Raw genomic sequence first — 14754 nt, 5'->3', positions numbered from 1 at the left:
GGGTATGAACTCGCTAAGTCTCTTGATTAACCAGACTTGTGATCAAGAGACAGCCCTCGGGAGCCTTTTCTTTTTTGGATGGTAGAGGAGTTAGGCAGTTAAGCCTTTAAGTAGTTAACCCGTTAAAAGCTGAACTACGCTTGTTTGTTTTTCAGGGTAGATTTCAACATTTGGAATAACCACTGATTCAAAGGTGCGTCTTTTTGCGAGCGGCGGCAGCTCATCACATAGCTCACATCTATGGTTCATGTTCGATTGTTAAAGTTACCCCAACAAAAACACAGATACCAAACGAACAAAGAATTAGAAATACAATGAGGTGATGTATGAACAAGTTAATCGCACTTGGATTGATGGCTTTATCTATGAACACGGCTTTCGCGGCTGACGGTACTTATGCGAGTACTCTCGATATGATGAGAAGCGAAGGCAATCAAGTAAAGGCTGAGCGTGTTGAATCTGATCCAGTGCTTGAAGGAAGAAATGACGCCGCTAATGGCGGAATAAAATTCCAAAAGAACGTTGATCAAGACCAAACGATCCAGCTTACAGGTCGTCGTGATTAACGTTAAAGATGTGCTTACCATTGTCATGAGAAATGCTGGGCCCTCGGGTGCAGCATTTTTCGTTATTGGGTTGTGGAGTATTTTATAAACTCTAGCGATCTAGCCTTGGCATGTTGTGTAACGTGTGGCATTTTGTTGTTCTCTAATTTAGATCGCTATTAGGTGTTGGTTAAGCATTACAAACCAGTAAGCGAACGCTCGAAAGGACTAGGAATGACTCAAAAAGAAACGGGAATGATTCGTCATATTCTACTGATTAAGTTTAAAGAAAACGCTGAGGCTTCAGAGGTTCAAAAACTAAAGATGTTGTTTGAAGCGATGCCAAACAAGGTTGAAGGGGTCACTTCAGTAGAATGGGGATTAAATGACAGCCCTGAAAACAAGAATCAAGGTTATACCCACTCGGTGTTAATGACGTTCGCCGATGAAGAAGGCCGTCAGAATTACCTTCCGCACCCTGAGCATGATGCGCTGAAAGATGTGTTTCGTCCGCTTTTAGAAGACATCATTGTGTTTGATTACTCCCTGTAATTAGGTTCTGAGTAGGTCTCTTGTGTTTTACTTACCTTCGATAATGAAGAGTTAGGGCCTAGCGATTAAGCCCTAACTCAATAAGAAACGACTTACTCTGTTGGCGAAATAGTGACTGGTGCAAACGATGCGACAGCATTCCCGCCTGCGCCCCAGCGGTAGCGAGGCCAGAAGATAACTGTCTGATTGGGGTAGTACGTCTGTTTGTCGTAGTCCAGATAAGGCATCTCAACGAGGTCTATCTGTGGTTCTAAACGACCTTTATGTCATCTACTGTTTACGCTCATTTTTATTCCGTTAACCTGCCAATAGGCAGTAAAGTTAACGCAAAGCGTGAATAAGAATGGCATTACTTTTAAATCATGCCGTTGTGCCACGGTTAAGCTCTAGTCAATTTGATAGCCACTTCTGATTCCAGTTCACTTAATGGTCGAGGTTTACTGAAGTAATAACCTTGCAGCAGATCTATCCCCAGTCCGTTTAGGCGTTGGTTATGATCAGCAGTTTCCACCCCTTCAGCTACAACACGATAGCCCAAGCTTTTACCCATCATGATCATAGTGTTGACGAAGTCTAAGTTGGTCTGCCCTTGAGTTATGTCAGAGATAAATGAACGGTCGATCTTTACTTCACTTAGTGGAAGTTGCTTTAGTAGAGATAGAGAAGAGAATCCCGTGCCAAAATCGTCAAGAGAGATAGAAATTCCTACATCGTGTAGTTCTTTAAGTGAGTTTATGCATAACTCGTAATCGACAATTGCTGCTGACTCGGTTATCTCAATACAGAATAACGTCAAAGGAAGCTGGTATTGGCGAATAGTTCGAATGATTTCTTGAGCGAAGTGAGGCTGTATCAGCTGTTTTGCACTGATATTAATGGAAATATGGCTCATGGTTTGTAGCCATTCAGATCCTTCAACATCCTTACAAACTCGATGAATGATACATTCACCAAGCTTGCTGATTAGGCCAGCTGATTCAGCAACCTCGATAAACTGGTCAGGAGGGACATCCCCCAATGTTGGAGATTCCCATCTTGCTAGTGCTTCAACAGCAGTAATCTTTTCATCTTGCCCACAATATTGAGGTTGGTAGTGCACCTTTATTTCTTGTTGAGCGATGGCACGACTGAGTTGGTGCTCTATTTCGATTATGTTTTCCGTCTCTTTTGCCATTGACCTTTGAAAGTTGAGATAGCTTTGTCCTCCCAGCTTTTTAGCTTGATACATGGCAATGTCGGCCTGCTTAATTAATTCTTCGGCACTTACGCCATCATAAGGATACATAGCGATGCCTAGGCTTCCTTGGCTGATAATCTCAATATCATCAACGATCAATGGGTTTTGAACGGCATTTAAAATCTGCGTGGCGAGTGCGTTGATGTCTGCTTCGGAACTGACATTACACAAAAACAAGAATTCGTCACCTCCCAAGCGTGCGACAAGGTGTTCACTTGATAGCACGTTCTGAATATGTTTGGTCACGTGGCAAAGAAGTGCATCACCGACGTGATGACCAAAAGAGTCGTTGATAATCTTAAAACGGTTAAGATCCATCAACATGACCGCGCGTTTTTGGTTAGGTCGATTCACAATGTGTTGCGCGATGCTTTCCATTATTTTCCGGCGATTAGCGATGCCAGTAAGCGCATCATAATACGCCATGTGTTGAATCTTTTCCGCATCTTCTCGCTCTTGAGTTACATCCGTCATTGAGCCAATGAAGCGCACAGCCTGCCCTTCTGCATTATGAACCGCTGAGCCATTGGCATGAACCCAGATATATCCGCGATGTTGCGTCTTCATCCTGAATTCACATTTGAACGGTACTTCTTCGTTTAAGTGGTTATGAATGGCGGACTCGAGAAGTTCTAAGTCTTCTGAGTGTATATATTGGAACAGATGGTCACATCCTAACTTACGATCAGAAAAGGTATCTTGACAGCCAATCATTTTGGTTAACCGACTGTTCCAGACAAGAGTATTGGTTAGTAAGTCCCAATCCCAGATACCATCGTTTGAGCTGTTAGATACTACTTTGAGCTGTTGCAACAACTGTTGGGAGTTCTTCTGACGATTGTTACTTGTATTGATAAGCTCGTCGCGCTCGATGAACAGTGCGAGCATATCTAAATAATTGTTGAATACCGATTGTGTACCGATATCTTGGTGATCTTGCAATGAATCAACAACAGCGACGAGCTTCCAGTGATCTTCTTGCCCTGAGTTGATAGGAAGAATGGAAGCAACGAAATGATCATAGCGTTCGAAAAATGGGAAATTGCGAATATCGTCTTGAATATCTGTTTGTTGCGGTAGGGTAGTTGGCTGAGTCATGCCTTTTTCTACCCATTTCCTAATAGTGTATTGCTCCGAATTACACTCAGCGAGACAGGCCCAGTCAAGATTGTTTCCGTAAAGGCTTTGAGCATCTCTAATTGAGTCAAAACCTCCTTGTGCTTGTGAATAGAAATTTTCGAATATCTCAGCGGGAGAACGCCCTTGCACATTTAAGAGGATTTGGCGAGTTGAGTTGATATCTTCTTTATGTTCGAGATCTGGGTTTGTGTTACCGCAAGACTGATGAACGATGAGCTTTTGCGGGACACTATTATTGGCATTATTAAAAGGCTTCCCAGAAATACGTTCCAACACGCGGTGAAATACTTGCGTCGCTAGAAGCTCAAGCTGTTGGTCTACTGTTGTTAACTTGGGATTGAATTGTTGACCGACGAAAATATTATCAATGCCTACGATGGCGACATCGTCAGGTACCGAGATATTGCTGTGAGACAGTTGCTCCATCATACCTACAGCATTGTGGTCAGTTGCGCAGATAACCGCAGTGCATTTGGATTTACGCTGTATAAATTCTATTGCGGCTTCTCGTCCCCCAGATAGAGAACAATTCGACACGCGGAAGAAATGGCGTTGGTTGAATGAGCCTTTATGATCAATCACCGTGCGTTGATACGCTTTGAAGCGAGACCTGATATCATTAACAGTGAGATCGCCACAAAAGCCGATTTCTTCGTGTCCTTGACTTTGTAACCATTCATAGAGCTTAGTGACACCATCGCTTTGCACACTATAATACTGCTCAACGGGCAGCGGCGCATAGCTTGCTCCAATAGAAATGACTGGAATGTTTGCGTTTATAGCTTCTTCGATCAACTTTACTGTCGCTGCATGGAGAACGACCACAAGGGCATCGAGATGATTAAAATATATAGGAAGTTTAAAATCTCTTCGCTCACCCGAGCGGATGAAGATCAGATTGACTTTATGGTTTTTCGCAAGCCTTCTAAGGGTTGCATTTAGCTCGCCCATGTAGAAGCCACTGAGCATAGGCAGCACAATGCCAACGGTAGGACGTTTTTTAGATGTAACAATAGTCATGTTATTAGCCGGTTGAAAGTTGTGTTGTGTAGAACTGTTTTCGGGGGAGAATAGGTATCTTTTTATTATTTCTTCCATGCTCTACTAAGCGAGCTTGAAAATAAACTTACGGCAAAAGGAAATGCAAAACCACGCACAATCCGAGTAAGTCTAACTCATATATTTGAGAGGTTACTCAGAAGCGGTCCTCAATTTATGGACATGACTTAAGCGACTGATCTGTTCTGACAGTACCTAGAATAACCGGAACGGATTATGACTAGAAACGCAGAAACCACTCTCCTGAATTTAATTGCAACAATAAATGACATACAAACGTAGAGGTAGCGCACAAAATCGAAAAAGGGGATATCGCGATTACGTAATCATTGATCTAGCCGATAGTGAGATAGTGATAAGAGGTCGATAATTCGTTGTCGGATCTAAATTAGAACTTTAAATCTAATTTCTAAGTAGTTGTTATCTCAGGAAGAGTTTTTGTGCTATGCGCCCCTATATTAAATACATTATCCCTATTTTAATTCCTTTCATTATCCTCGTAATGCCGCTATCAGCGTTTCCATTTGAAGGCCTTACGATTATTCAACAACGCGTTATCGCGATCTTTTTATTAGCGGCATTGTGCTGGGTGTTCGAGCCCATCCCGATCTACGCGACGTCTGTTGTTATTATCGTTCTGCAATTATTGATGTTGTCGGATAAAGGGCTGATCTTTTTAAGGTTTGAGCATGGGGAGGAACATTTTGGTGAGCTGTTAAAATACAGCGATATCATGGCGACATTCGCTAGTCCAATCATCATGTTGTTTTTAGGCGGTTTTTTCTTAGCGATGGCCGCCACTAAATATCGATTAGACGTAAACTTAGCTCGCGTGTTGTTGAAGCCATTTGGACAAGACCCAAAGTTTGTGATGCTCGGCTTAATGTTGATCACCGGTATCTTTTCGATGTTTATGTCTAACACGGCAACAACGGCAATGATGCTCTCTATTTTAACGCCGGTACTGGCTGTGTTTGGTCCGAAAGACCCCGGTCGTGTAGCGTTTGCGCTTTGTATCCCTGTTGCCGCTAACATCGGTGGCATTGGTACCCCGATAGGTACCCCCCCGAACGCTATCGCACTTAAATATTTAGTTGGCGATAACCTCATAACGTTCGGTGAATGGATGGCATTTGGTGTGCCGTTTGTCGTTATTATGATGGCGTTAGCGTGGTTTTTAATAGGCTTTATGTACAAAGCTGACCAAAAGAAAATCGAGCTAAGTATTAAAGGTAAATTCCTTAAAACACCCAAAGCCATTGCGGTATACGTCACTTTTGCGCTGACCATCATTCTTTGGTTAATGGGCTCAAGCCATGGCATGAACTCTTATACCGTCGCTCTGATTCCTGTCGCTGTGTTCTCACTCACAGGGATCATTAATAAAGAAGACCTGAAAAAAATTTCTTGGGACGTACTGTGGCTTGTATCTGGTGGTATTGCGCTTGGTTTAGCGCTCGATAAAACTGGCTTAGCAAAGCTCGTGGTACACAGTATTCCGTTTGATACCTACTCACCCTATGTGGTGTTGTTCGGAGCGGCGTTCTTGTGTTTGGTAATGGCAAACTTTATGTCTCATACCGCAACGGCTAACTTGTTAATGCCAATTATGGCTGCGTTAGGTTCGTCTATGGCTTCACTCACGCCACTAGGCGGTGAATTAACGTTAATTCTAGTTGTGACTTTTGCCGCTTCATTAGGTATGTCGCTGCCAATCAGTACACCACCGAATGCGTTGGCTCATGCCACTGGTCATGTGCAAAGTAATCAAATGGCCAGAATCGGTATTATTTTGGGTGTGGTTGGTGTGCTATTGAGCTTTGTTATGGTGTGGCTGCTACATTCAATTGGTCACATAGGGTAACGATACGTGTATCAACAAAAGTTAGAAGCACTTATCGAGCGCTATTTTAACCAAACAGAACGTCGGGTGACGTGCTGTGCCGGTAACACCATTATTGAACAATCAGCGTTAAACACTCGTTTATATTATGTGTTTAGTGGAGAACTGGAAGGGTTTTATACCGATGCGAATACACCGCAAGTGCGAGTATTTAGCGCGGGTAGTGGGGCTTTTATAGGCGTTCATAGCTTCTTTTCAGGTAATTGGACAGCATCTTCAACGGTTGTTGCTAAAACCGATGTTGAGTTAGCGTGGATCGATAAAGACACGCCTGCAGAAGATGAAGGTAAATTTGGTCCTCTTACCGCACAGTTCACACCTGTGATTGTCAATGAGTTGTCGCGTCGTCAACGCCGTGCAACACAAGAAGCGATAGCGAAACAAAAAGCGCTAGAGAAGTTACATACTGCTGAGCAAATGACGACCTTGGGTCAATTGGCTGCAGGGATTGCTCATGAGCTTAACAACGCTATTGGTGTCGTAAATAGTAAATCTGGTCGACTTGAAACGGTCATCATGGATCTGCTTGAAGAAGTGCATCCAGAAGCCAGTCAATTTTTCGATTTTGGGTTAATGCATGGTCAGAAAACGTCGTCGTCAGAAGCACGAACACGTGGGCGACAATTTGAAAGAAAATATGGTTTAGACAAAAACATTGCTCGCTCTCTTGCAAAGGCGATTCCAATTGATGCTTTATCTGCAACAGACGTTATTTCAAAGCATTGGCTGAAAAAACCAGAAGAAGCGATTCGTTTTTGGCAGATGGGCTGTGATTTACATGATTTGCGTTTGGCATCTAGACACACCGTCGGCATCGTAAAATCGGTTAAACAACTTGGCAGAGTTGATATCGACACCGAAGAAGCGGTTGATATTAACGACTCCATTAACCATGCCTTATCGTTGTTACAAAGTGAGTTGCGTAGAGTATCTGTGCGATTGAGCCCTGCAGATTTGCCGACTTTTAAAGGCTCGAAAACAGAGCTCGTTCAGATTTGGGTCAACATTGTAAAGAATGCTTGTGATGCAATGTCGAATTCAGACGATGCCGCAATAGAGATTCAAACCAGATTAAGTAAGAAAAGAATATTAGTTACGATTACGAATAACGGCCCTGAGATAGACGAGGGGACTCGTAGAAAGATATTTCAGCCCAACTTCACCACTAAAAAAGGTGGTTTATCGTTTGGATTGGGCTTGGGTTTATCAGTAGTTAAGCGGATTGTGGCGGGTTATGGCGGAAGTATCATTGTGAAAAGTGATGCTTCTAAAACTGTATTTAGAATCAAGTTACCAGTAGAGGGTGAACATGGAGAAGCTTAATTTAATCTGTGTCGATGACCAGAGAGAAGTACTGAGCGCAGTGGTACAAGATTTAGAGCCGCTGGCGAGTTGGCTGAATATTGAAGATTGTGAATCAGCGCAAGAAGTGCTTGATCTCATTGATGAACTTGACGCAGAAGGCGAACACATTACCGTCATCGTGTCTGATCATGTGATGCCAGGGAAAACGGGGGTGGAGTTACTCACTGAAGTGTTCCATGACAGCCGCTTTCCGAATACAAAGAAAATTCTTCTTACGGGGCAGGCCACTCATACCGATACCATCAATGCGATTAATGCAGCAGGCATCGACCGTTACTTTGAAAAGCCTTGGCAAGCAAGCACATTGGTTGAGTGCATTCGTACTCTTGTCACTGAGTACATATTTGATCAAGGGCTTGATTACACGGACTATCAGAATGAGCTCGACCAGCAGGTTGTGTTGAGACGCTTGCGTTAGCCTCTTATGTTAGCGACTTACATTATTCACTAGTGTAAGTCGCTTGAAATTCTATGCACCGAAGGACGCTTTCTGAAGGGTTTTTCTTTGAAAGATGTAATCTTTCGCTGCTTATTTTACCTACCTCTTTTAGTCGTTCAGGTTTTGGTACTCAGTTATTAACACACTGGTTGCTGGCTTTAGTCTAAAACTCATACGCCAACGCCAACGCCAACGGATGCATTGTGTTTTCTTCAGGAACGATTCCCTGAACATACAGCAGAGCTAAAATGTGTCGCAGAGTTCCCGTGTCGTTTGTTAGAAAAGTAAGTCGAAATTATTCAAAAGTGATTCCTAACGCGTGGGACGTGGAGTTCTAAGCCAAATCGGTACTTACAACGTAAAGGACTAGGCTTTTCACGGCTTACTGCGTAATAATGCATTCGCCCACAAGTGGGGGTTTATAGTCAGTAGGATTTTAAAATGAGTGAGATTGCTCGCTTTATATCTGGTGAAGCGCCGGATAAATTTGGTCGAAATATAGAACAGTTATTGGCTTACAATCATTTTTGGTTGGAGCATGACCATAAGTACATTCAAGTGTTCTTCCCAATAGATGAGGGGACTAAGTTTAATCAACATGCCCCGTTGGTTACTCAAGAAGATAAGGTGCTTTTTGCTAATTCAGAAGCGCTCCGCACAGCTCATCTACAAGTGCTTGACCTGATGCTTGAGTTTTGGGGTATGCAGCGAAACGGGAGTGAAATATCTTCATCGTTACCACTTAGCCCGGCTAATCACGTATGGTTAAAGAATCATGACCATAACCAGCTAAGGTTAACGCGAGCCATTCGCAGTTTATATTTGTTGGGCAATGAGGAAGTTGCAACCAACTTATGTGGCTTCTTGATCGCAGCAGCGAACGAAACCGGTTCTGTCTCTGATAAAACGGTGCAATATTGGCGTAATGCGTTAAATGGTTAGAAGTCCGCAATAGCCAATGGGATTATCGACTTTCAGCACATGACAGTAGCAATAGATTTGATGGTCGTTGGCATTTAACCAATGGCCGTGTAAAGGCACTTGGTTTATAGAAAAAGCCAATGACATGTAGGGCCGTAAACGCATTATATACTTGGAATAACTTAAACAATTTCCACACGCATGTGTACGATTTAGTTTAAAGATATAGATAGGAAAACCCATGAGGATTGTGATTTTTATCGTTACAGTGATTTTAGTTAAATCAATTGAAGCAAAGTTTGGGCACACCTATAACATCTTTTCAGATCCACTTGATATCAAGTTAGCCGCTCTTGATTTTGTCTTGTGGGTTTCAGTCTACTTTGGTTTATCTCTTGTTTATGAGAAGGGCAAAGGCATCCTGACTAAAATGGGTAAAGTTAAGAATCCTTAATGGGTTGTATGAATTAGCCGAACAAGATGTTTATGGTAAATTCTAATTATTAATGAAGTTGTACATGGAGGTGCAATGAACATCGGAATTTATATTTATAATCAAGCAGAAGTTCTCGACTTCTCTGGGCCATTTGAAGTCTTTAGTACGGCAAAGCGCTTAGGTGCTGAAGATCTAAATGTATTCATGGTTTCTCAGCACGCCGAGCCAGTTGTTGCCCGTGGTGGGTTTAAAGTTCTGGCTGACTACTCGATACAAAATCATCCAGAGATAGATTTGTTAATGGTCGTTGGTGGTGTGCACACTGACGAAATGAACAAACGAAATGTACTCGATTGGTTAGCTTCTGTTTCAGGTTCAGCCTCGCAAGTAGCGTCTGTTTGTACTGGTGCGTTTCTTTTGGCTAAAGCTGGTTTACTTGAGGGATTAGCAGTCACTACTCATTGGGAAGATATTTCTGACTTAGCGTTACAGTTTCCATGTTTAGATGTGATCAGTGATAAACGATGGGTGACATCAGGCAAATTTACAACTTCTGGAGGGATTTCTGCAGGTATAGATATGAGCTTACATTTAGTATCAGTACATTACGGTCTGCAATTTTCCTCGAAAGTAGCGCGTCAAATGGAGTACAGTTGGCATGAATGTACATAACTAACCCTTCTAAAATGATTCAACATATTTGGCATTTTTCAATGCCGTACTCAGGTGTGATTTAAAACAAGGACAGAGTATGGAAGTAAGGTTAGTCAAAGCCTCAGACCCTAAGTTCGCTGAATCGATCACCAAAACGAATATGGCGAGTTACTATCAGGCTCGTGGCATCGCTTGGGGTCATAGTCAGTTTTTACGCAGCTGGGGTGAGCTGGATAACTATGAAATTTATGTGGGGGATCGCCGTATTGGTGTTGTTCGCTTCAGTTACGCTAGTGGTACAACGTTTCTTAGGGACTTGCAGATATTAGCTGACTGTCAAGGTCAAGGTTTTGGCTCTAAGTGTCTCGATTTGGCTATTGAACATGCGAACAATCAAGCATCGGCTCAGTTAGTGTTGCGCGTGTTCAGTGAGAACCCCGCCATTAAGCTTTATCAATCAAAAGGTTTTACTCAGTTGTCTGAAGTGAAAGGGCTCGTTGAAATGGAGCTGCCTTTAGGGTCATCATTGAGAGAGTGTCATGGATAACCGTATCCAACTAAATTTTGTTAAATACTTATTTTCAGAGTTGCTGTTTATTGTTATTGCACTAGGTCTTGTCTATTGGATATCAGACGGTGATCGTTCATCGCTGCTAACCATAGGGCTGATAATTTGTGTTCCTCCATTAATAAAAATTCTAATGTTGTGGTGGAAGCTTCGCGATAGCTCGTTTGAAATCACGAACGGTCATGTACGTTTAAATGGCGTTGCTTGTGATGTGACTTTACAGCGTAGCTTTCTTCCGTTTGAAATTGGCTCATTCATCAAGCTTTCATACACGAAAGGTGCAATGCAGAAACACAATATTTACCTTTCTAAAGGCGCAATGAGCAAAGAAGAATGGAGCCGTATGTTAGCGTGTCGAACTAGGTCGCCATAAAGAAGCGACATCGCTGTTACTTGAGCTTTTAGTTTCCACGACGAATAGCGATGCGATTAAAGAGTACCAACGAGCGATCTCTTTATATGCTCAAGACCTAGATAAAACCTGGTAAGCAGCGCGTAAAGCTCATTAACTCACATAACAAAAAGCCTAAGCATCAATATGATACTTAAGCTTAAAGGCATAGTTTTTGTTCTTTAGGAAAGCGTTACGCTGAAAGCTCTTTACGAACGATCTCTGCGCCAGCACTGAGCGCATTAAGCTTCGCTGAGGCTATCTCGCGAGGCAGGGGAGCCATGCCGCAGTTGGTGCAAGGGTAGAGCTTGTCGGCATCAACGTACTTAAGTGTTTCACGTAGAGTGCTAGCCACTTCTTCCGGTGTTTCAATCGAATCGGTTGCAACATCAATCGCACCGACCATTACTTTCTTGCCTCGTACGAGCCCAAGCAGCTCAAGAGGTACATGAGAGTTGTGACACTCTAAAGAGATAATGTCGATATTCGATTGCTGCAGCTTAGGGAAGACTTCTTCGTATTGGCGCCACTCGGTGCCTAATGTCTTTTTCCAATCCGTATTCGCTTTAATGCCGTAGCCATAACAAATATGGACTGCTGTTTCGCACTTAAGCCCTTCAATGGCTCTTTCCAAACAAGCGATGCCCCAATTGTTCACTTCATCAAAAAACACGTTAAACGCAGGTTCATCGAACTGAATAATATCCACGCCTGCCGCTTCAAGTTCTTTGGCTTCTTCGTTGAGGATCTTTGCAAATTCCCACGCCAGTTTTTCACGGCTTTGGTAATGCGCATCGTAAAGTGTATCAATCATGGTCATAGGCCCCGGCAGAGCCCATTTGATCGGTTGGTCGGTTTGCTGACGTAAGAACTTCGCATCTTCAACAAACACAGATTTCTGACGAGAAACTGGGCCTACAACCGTCGGTACACTCGCATCGTAACGGTCGCGGATTTTAACGGTTTCACGCTTTTCAAAGTCAACGCCATTCAGGTGTTCAATGAAGGTCGTTACAAAGTGTTGACGTGTTTGTTCGCCGTCACTCACAATATCAATGCCTGCTTGCTGTTGCTCGTGCAGAGAGACACGCAGCGCATCTTGTTTGCCGTCTGTGAGTTCATCGCCTTGAAGTTTCCATGGCGACCAAAGCGTCTCTGGTTGTGCAAGCCAAGACGGTTTCGGCAAGCTGCCCGCTGTTGAAGTCGGTAATAGTGTTTTCATAATAATATTGCCTATCCTTGGGTGGTTTGAGAGCGCAATAGACGATTAAAGTGCGTAATTTGCCGACCAGTTCTCTAGAACTGATTGGTATGGCTTAATGAACTTCTCTTCTGCGAATTTACCTTGTTCAACAGCTAGCTGGCTTCGTTCTTCACGGTCGTACACGATTTGAGTCAGCGAGTGATCCAAGTTTTTCAAGTTTGGTTGGTAACAGTTACCCGCAACCGCGTTCGCGTTGTAAATCTCAGGTCGGTAGATTTTCTGGAACGTACCCATGGTACTGATGGTGCTGATAAGCTCTAGGTTCGAGTAGTCGTTCAGCAGATCACCAAAGAAATAGAAGGCCAAAGGTGCAACACTGTTAGGCGGCATGAAATAACGAACCTGTAAGCCCATCTTTTTGAAATATTGTTCAGTTAAAGAAGACTCATTCGGTTGGTATTCAAAACCTAATACTGGGTGTTGGTTTTCAGTGCGGTAATAGGTTTTATTATCTGACACGCTTAAGCAAATAACAGGTCGTTTATTAAAGTTCTTTTTGTAAGCGTCAGAGTTAACGAAATATTTAAAAAGCTTACCGTGTAAGTCACCAAAATCTTCTGGAATGCTGAATTTATCTTGGCCTTTATTATGATCCAATAGACGTACGCTAAAGTCATAATCTCGAACATAAGAAGAGAAGTTATTTCCGATAATGCCTTCAATACGCTCGTTAGTTTTACGGTCTACAATATTGGTTTTCAGCACTTCAATTGAAGGGAATGCTTCGCCGTTGCTTTCAATATCCATATCAACAGAAATGATTTCAAGCTCAACAGAGTAGCGGTCGCCCTTAGGGTTATCCCAGTGCGCTAACGCGTTGAAACTGTTATCGATCATTTGTAGTGCATTGCGTAAGTTCGCTTGACGGCTGTCACCGCGAGCCAGGTTAGCAAAGTTGGTAGTGATACGCGTGCTGTCTGCAGGCTGGTAGTTTTCGTCGAGGCTAATGCTCTTAATCGTAAAATTAAATTCTTTATTCATGCTGATTTGGTATCCCAATTTTTTTTCTGATTCTCTCGGTCTTTAGTATTAAAACGGCTTTTATTTTTTGCTTGTGACCGGATTAAGAATCGAAGGCTATGCTGTCTGAAATTAATGCTTAGTAGAATTAATGTCGTATAAAGTTAATCGCTTAAGGTTTTTATACGTTGATAGGTTGACCATTAACAATGGTATTACTTCACATTGAACATGAGGAATATTCATGCTCTATTCTGTTTGAATATTTAAGCCGGTGTCAGTTATATTAATTAGCTTGATGGAAATATAACCACATTAATAGTGTGTTATTTAAGACGATTAATTTAATTAAGAGATGGATGAAATGAGTGAATTGCTGTTGTTGATTTTATACTGTGCATTATTAGGCAGTGGTGTTGGTTTTCTTGCCGGGCTTTTGGGGATTGGCGGAGGGCTGATCATTGTTCCGGTTCTAAGCAGCATTTTACTTCACTTAGAGATTCTACCTGCGGATCAAGTGGTTGTTGCGGCCATCGCTACTTCGTTGGCATCGATACTGTTCACCTCAACTTCTTCTGCACTTGCTCACCACAAGAATGGAAACGTGCCTTGGGATCTGGCGCCTTGGATCATGCTCGGTGTTGCTCTGGGTGCATTGGTTAGTGGTTTTATGGCGGCGTTGTTACCGGAAAAAGTCGTTCGTATTGTGTTTGCTGTGAGTGTGGTTCTGATTGCGATCAAGATGTTCTTAAGCAGCAAAAATGATGCGCCTAAGGAACGAAAACTGCCGAACAAAGGCGTGCTCACTGTGCTGACAACCATTACGGGTGGCTTATCTGCCATGATAGGTATTGGTGGCGGAGCATTGCTGGTTCCGCTATTAACGTTCTTCTCTGTCGATATGAAAAAGGCCATCGGTTGTGCCTCGGCTTGTGGCATTGTGATCGCGTTGTTTGGCTCGATAGGTTACATCAGTTCAGGCAGCAGCCACTTTGCTCTATCAGATGGCTTTGCTGGCTTTGTTTATCTGCCTGCGCTGTTGGGTATTGTGTGCACGTCTTGGTTTACGGCTCCGTTAGGCGTAAAAGCCACCAACCATTTACCGGTTCCAACGATTAAGAAAATCTTCTCAGTACTGCTGGTGGTTATCGCAGCAAGCATGGTTGCTCGTTAATAAAAGATCGTTCAAGTGTGAATATACAGAACAAAAACGAATAAATTGATCAACCACCAATAATTAGAAAAGGGCAGTTTCATAACTGCTCTTTTTTTGTTGTGCGCCGAGCATGGCGTTGATCTAGGAGGTGAAAGTCCTCTACG

The 14754-nt window shown here is 42.8% G+C and carries 14 protein-coding genes and 2 pseudogenes; 11 read left to right on the top strand and 5 right to left on the bottom strand.

Annotation, left to right across the window (positions count from 1 at the left end; genetic code table 11):
* Positions 1-134 precede the first annotated feature (134 nt).
* A pseudogene (locus tag AB6E52_RS21810) lies at positions 135-245 on the bottom strand (LysR family transcriptional regulator); the annotation flags it as partial.
* Between the two features lie 81 nt (positions 246-326).
* Here AB6E52_RS21810 and AB6E52_RS21805 point away from each other — a divergent pair.
* Complete coding sequence (locus AB6E52_RS21805) at positions 327-566, top strand: hypothetical protein (RefSeq protein ID WP_017069969.1); 240 nt, start codon at positions 327-329, stop codon at positions 564-566.
* Positions 567-779: 213 nt separating this feature from the next.
* Positions 780-1097, top strand: a complete 318-nt coding sequence (locus tag AB6E52_RS21800; RefSeq protein ID WP_009846539.1) for a Dabb family protein — start codon at positions 780-782, stop codon at positions 1095-1097.
* Between the two features lie 146 nt (positions 1098-1243).
* Here AB6E52_RS21800 and AB6E52_RS21795 read toward each other — a convergent pair.
* Positions 1244-1354, bottom strand: a pseudogene (locus AB6E52_RS21795) (DUF3103 family protein); the annotation flags it as partial.
* Positions 1355-1476: 122 nt separating this feature from the next.
* Positions 1477-4494 (bottom strand): EAL domain-containing protein, encoded by a 3018-nt coding sequence (locus AB6E52_RS21790; RefSeq protein ID WP_017069971.1) that lies wholly within the window; start codon positions 4492-4494, stop codon positions 1477-1479.
* A gap of 484 nt (positions 4495-4978) precedes the next feature.
* Here AB6E52_RS21790 and AB6E52_RS21785 point away from each other — a divergent pair, with 484 nt between their 5' ends.
* The 8 genes from AB6E52_RS21785 (at position 4979) to AB6E52_RS21750 (ending at position 11192) form a co-directional block, all read left to right on the top strand.
* Complete coding sequence (locus AB6E52_RS21785) at positions 4979-6397, top strand: DASS family sodium-coupled anion symporter (protein WP_102319730.1); 1419 nt, start codon at positions 4979-4981, stop codon at positions 6395-6397.
* A 6-nt stretch (positions 6398-6403) separates the two neighbouring features.
* Complete coding sequence (locus AB6E52_RS21780) at positions 6404-7759, top strand: ATP-binding protein (protein ID WP_102319731.1); 1356 nt, start codon at positions 6404-6406, stop codon at positions 7757-7759.
* Positions 7746-8219 carry a response regulator gene (locus AB6E52_RS21775; RefSeq protein WP_017062404.1) on the top strand — a complete coding sequence of 158 codons (474 nt, stop codon included), beginning with the start codon at positions 7746-7748 and terminating at the stop codon, positions 8217-8219. Before AB6E52_RS21780 ends, AB6E52_RS21775 begins: the two co-directional genes overlap by 14 nt.
* Positions 8220-8681: 462 nt before the next feature.
* Entirely contained in the window at positions 8682-9182 is a 501-nt protein-coding gene (locus AB6E52_RS21770; RefSeq protein WP_102319732.1) for an opioid growth factor receptor-related protein, read from the top strand.
* Between the two features lie 220 nt (positions 9183-9402).
* Positions 9403-9615 (top strand): hypothetical protein, encoded by a 213-nt coding sequence (locus tag AB6E52_RS21765; RefSeq protein WP_017070650.1) that lies wholly within the window; start codon positions 9403-9405, stop codon positions 9613-9615.
* 75 nt (positions 9616-9690) lie between these two features.
* Positions 9691-10269, top strand: coding sequence for a DJ-1/PfpI family protein (locus AB6E52_RS21760; protein WP_102319733.1), 579 nt, complete (start codon positions 9691-9693; stop codon positions 10267-10269).
* A 79-nt stretch (positions 10270-10348) separates the two neighbouring features.
* The gene (locus tag AB6E52_RS21755; protein WP_102319734.1) at positions 10349-10798 is read left to right on the top strand and encodes an N-acetyltransferase; all 450 of its coding nucleotides are present in this window, start codon (positions 10349-10351) and stop codon (positions 10796-10798) included.
* On the top strand, positions 10791-11192 hold the full coding sequence (locus AB6E52_RS21750; protein ID WP_017062409.1) for a hypothetical protein: 402 nt from the start codon (positions 10791-10793) through the stop codon (positions 11190-11192). The genes AB6E52_RS21755 and AB6E52_RS21750 overlap by 8 nt, the downstream gene beginning before the upstream one ends.
* 211 nt (positions 11193-11403) lie before the next feature.
* On the opposite strand, the gene AB6E52_RS21745 is transcribed toward AB6E52_RS21750, so the two are convergent.
* Together AB6E52_RS21745 and AB6E52_RS21740 are read right to left on the bottom strand one after the other, a co-directional pair.
* Complete coding sequence (locus AB6E52_RS21745) at positions 11404-12432, bottom strand: methionine synthase (protein ID WP_102319735.1); 1029 nt, start codon at positions 12430-12432, stop codon at positions 11404-11406.
* 45 nt (positions 12433-12477) lie between these two features.
* Positions 12478-13455 carry a DUF1852 domain-containing protein gene (locus AB6E52_RS21740; RefSeq protein ID WP_017064213.1) on the bottom strand — a complete coding sequence of 326 codons (978 nt, stop codon included), beginning with the start codon at positions 13453-13455 and terminating at the stop codon, positions 12478-12480.
* A 343-nt stretch (positions 13456-13798) separates the two neighbouring features.
* On the opposite strand from AB6E52_RS21740, the gene AB6E52_RS21735 reads away from it, so the two are divergent.
* Complete coding sequence (locus AB6E52_RS21735) at positions 13799-14608, top strand: sulfite exporter TauE/SafE family protein (RefSeq protein ID WP_102319736.1); 810 nt, start codon at positions 13799-13801, stop codon at positions 14606-14608.
* Positions 14609-14754 lie beyond the last annotated feature (146 nt).

The organism is Vibrio sp. 10N.247.311.13 (assembly GCF_041467595.1).
GTDB classification, from domain to species: Bacteria; Pseudomonadota; Gammaproteobacteria; order Enterobacterales; family Vibrionaceae; genus Vibrio; species Vibrio crassostreae_C.
This window is presented reverse-complemented; position numbering and strand designations above follow the sequence as displayed.

Coding starts and splice junctions, on each gene's coding strand:
- AB6E52_RS21770 (WP_102319732.1), top strand. CDS start 8,682: ATGAGTGAGATTGCTCGCTTTATATCTGGTGAAGCGCCGGATAAATTT.
- AB6E52_RS21785 (WP_102319730.1), top strand. CDS start 4,979: ATGCGCCCCTATATTAAATACATTATCCCTATTTTAATTCCTTTCATT.
- AB6E52_RS21805 (WP_017069969.1), top strand. CDS start 327: ATGAACAAGTTAATCGCACTTGGATTGATGGCTTTATCTATGAACACG.
- AB6E52_RS21745 (WP_102319735.1), bottom strand. CDS start 12,432: ATGAAAACACTATTACCGACTTCAACAGCGGGCAGCTTGCCGAAACCG.
- AB6E52_RS21740 (WP_017064213.1), bottom strand. CDS start 13,455: ATGAATAAAGAATTTAATTTTACGATTAAGAGCATTAGCCTCGACGAA.
- AB6E52_RS21765 (WP_017070650.1), top strand. CDS start 9,403: ATGAGGATTGTGATTTTTATCGTTACAGTGATTTTAGTTAAATCAATT.
- AB6E52_RS21775 (WP_017062404.1), top strand. CDS start 7,746: ATGGAGAAGCTTAATTTAATCTGTGTCGATGACCAGAGAGAAGTACTG.
- AB6E52_RS21790 (WP_017069971.1), bottom strand. CDS start 4,494: ATGACTATTGTTACATCTAAAAAACGTCCTACCGTTGGCATTGTGCTG.
- AB6E52_RS21750 (WP_017062409.1), top strand. CDS start 10,791: ATGGATAACCGTATCCAACTAAATTTTGTTAAATACTTATTTTCAGAG.
- AB6E52_RS21735 (WP_102319736.1), top strand. CDS start 13,799: ATGAGTGAATTGCTGTTGTTGATTTTATACTGTGCATTATTAGGCAGT.
- AB6E52_RS21800 (WP_009846539.1), top strand. CDS start 780: ATGACTCAAAAAGAAACGGGAATGATTCGTCATATTCTACTGATTAAG.
- AB6E52_RS21760 (WP_102319733.1), top strand. CDS start 9,691: ATGAACATCGGAATTTATATTTATAATCAAGCAGAAGTTCTCGACTTC.
- AB6E52_RS21755 (WP_102319734.1), top strand. CDS start 10,349: ATGGAAGTAAGGTTAGTCAAAGCCTCAGACCCTAAGTTCGCTGAATCG.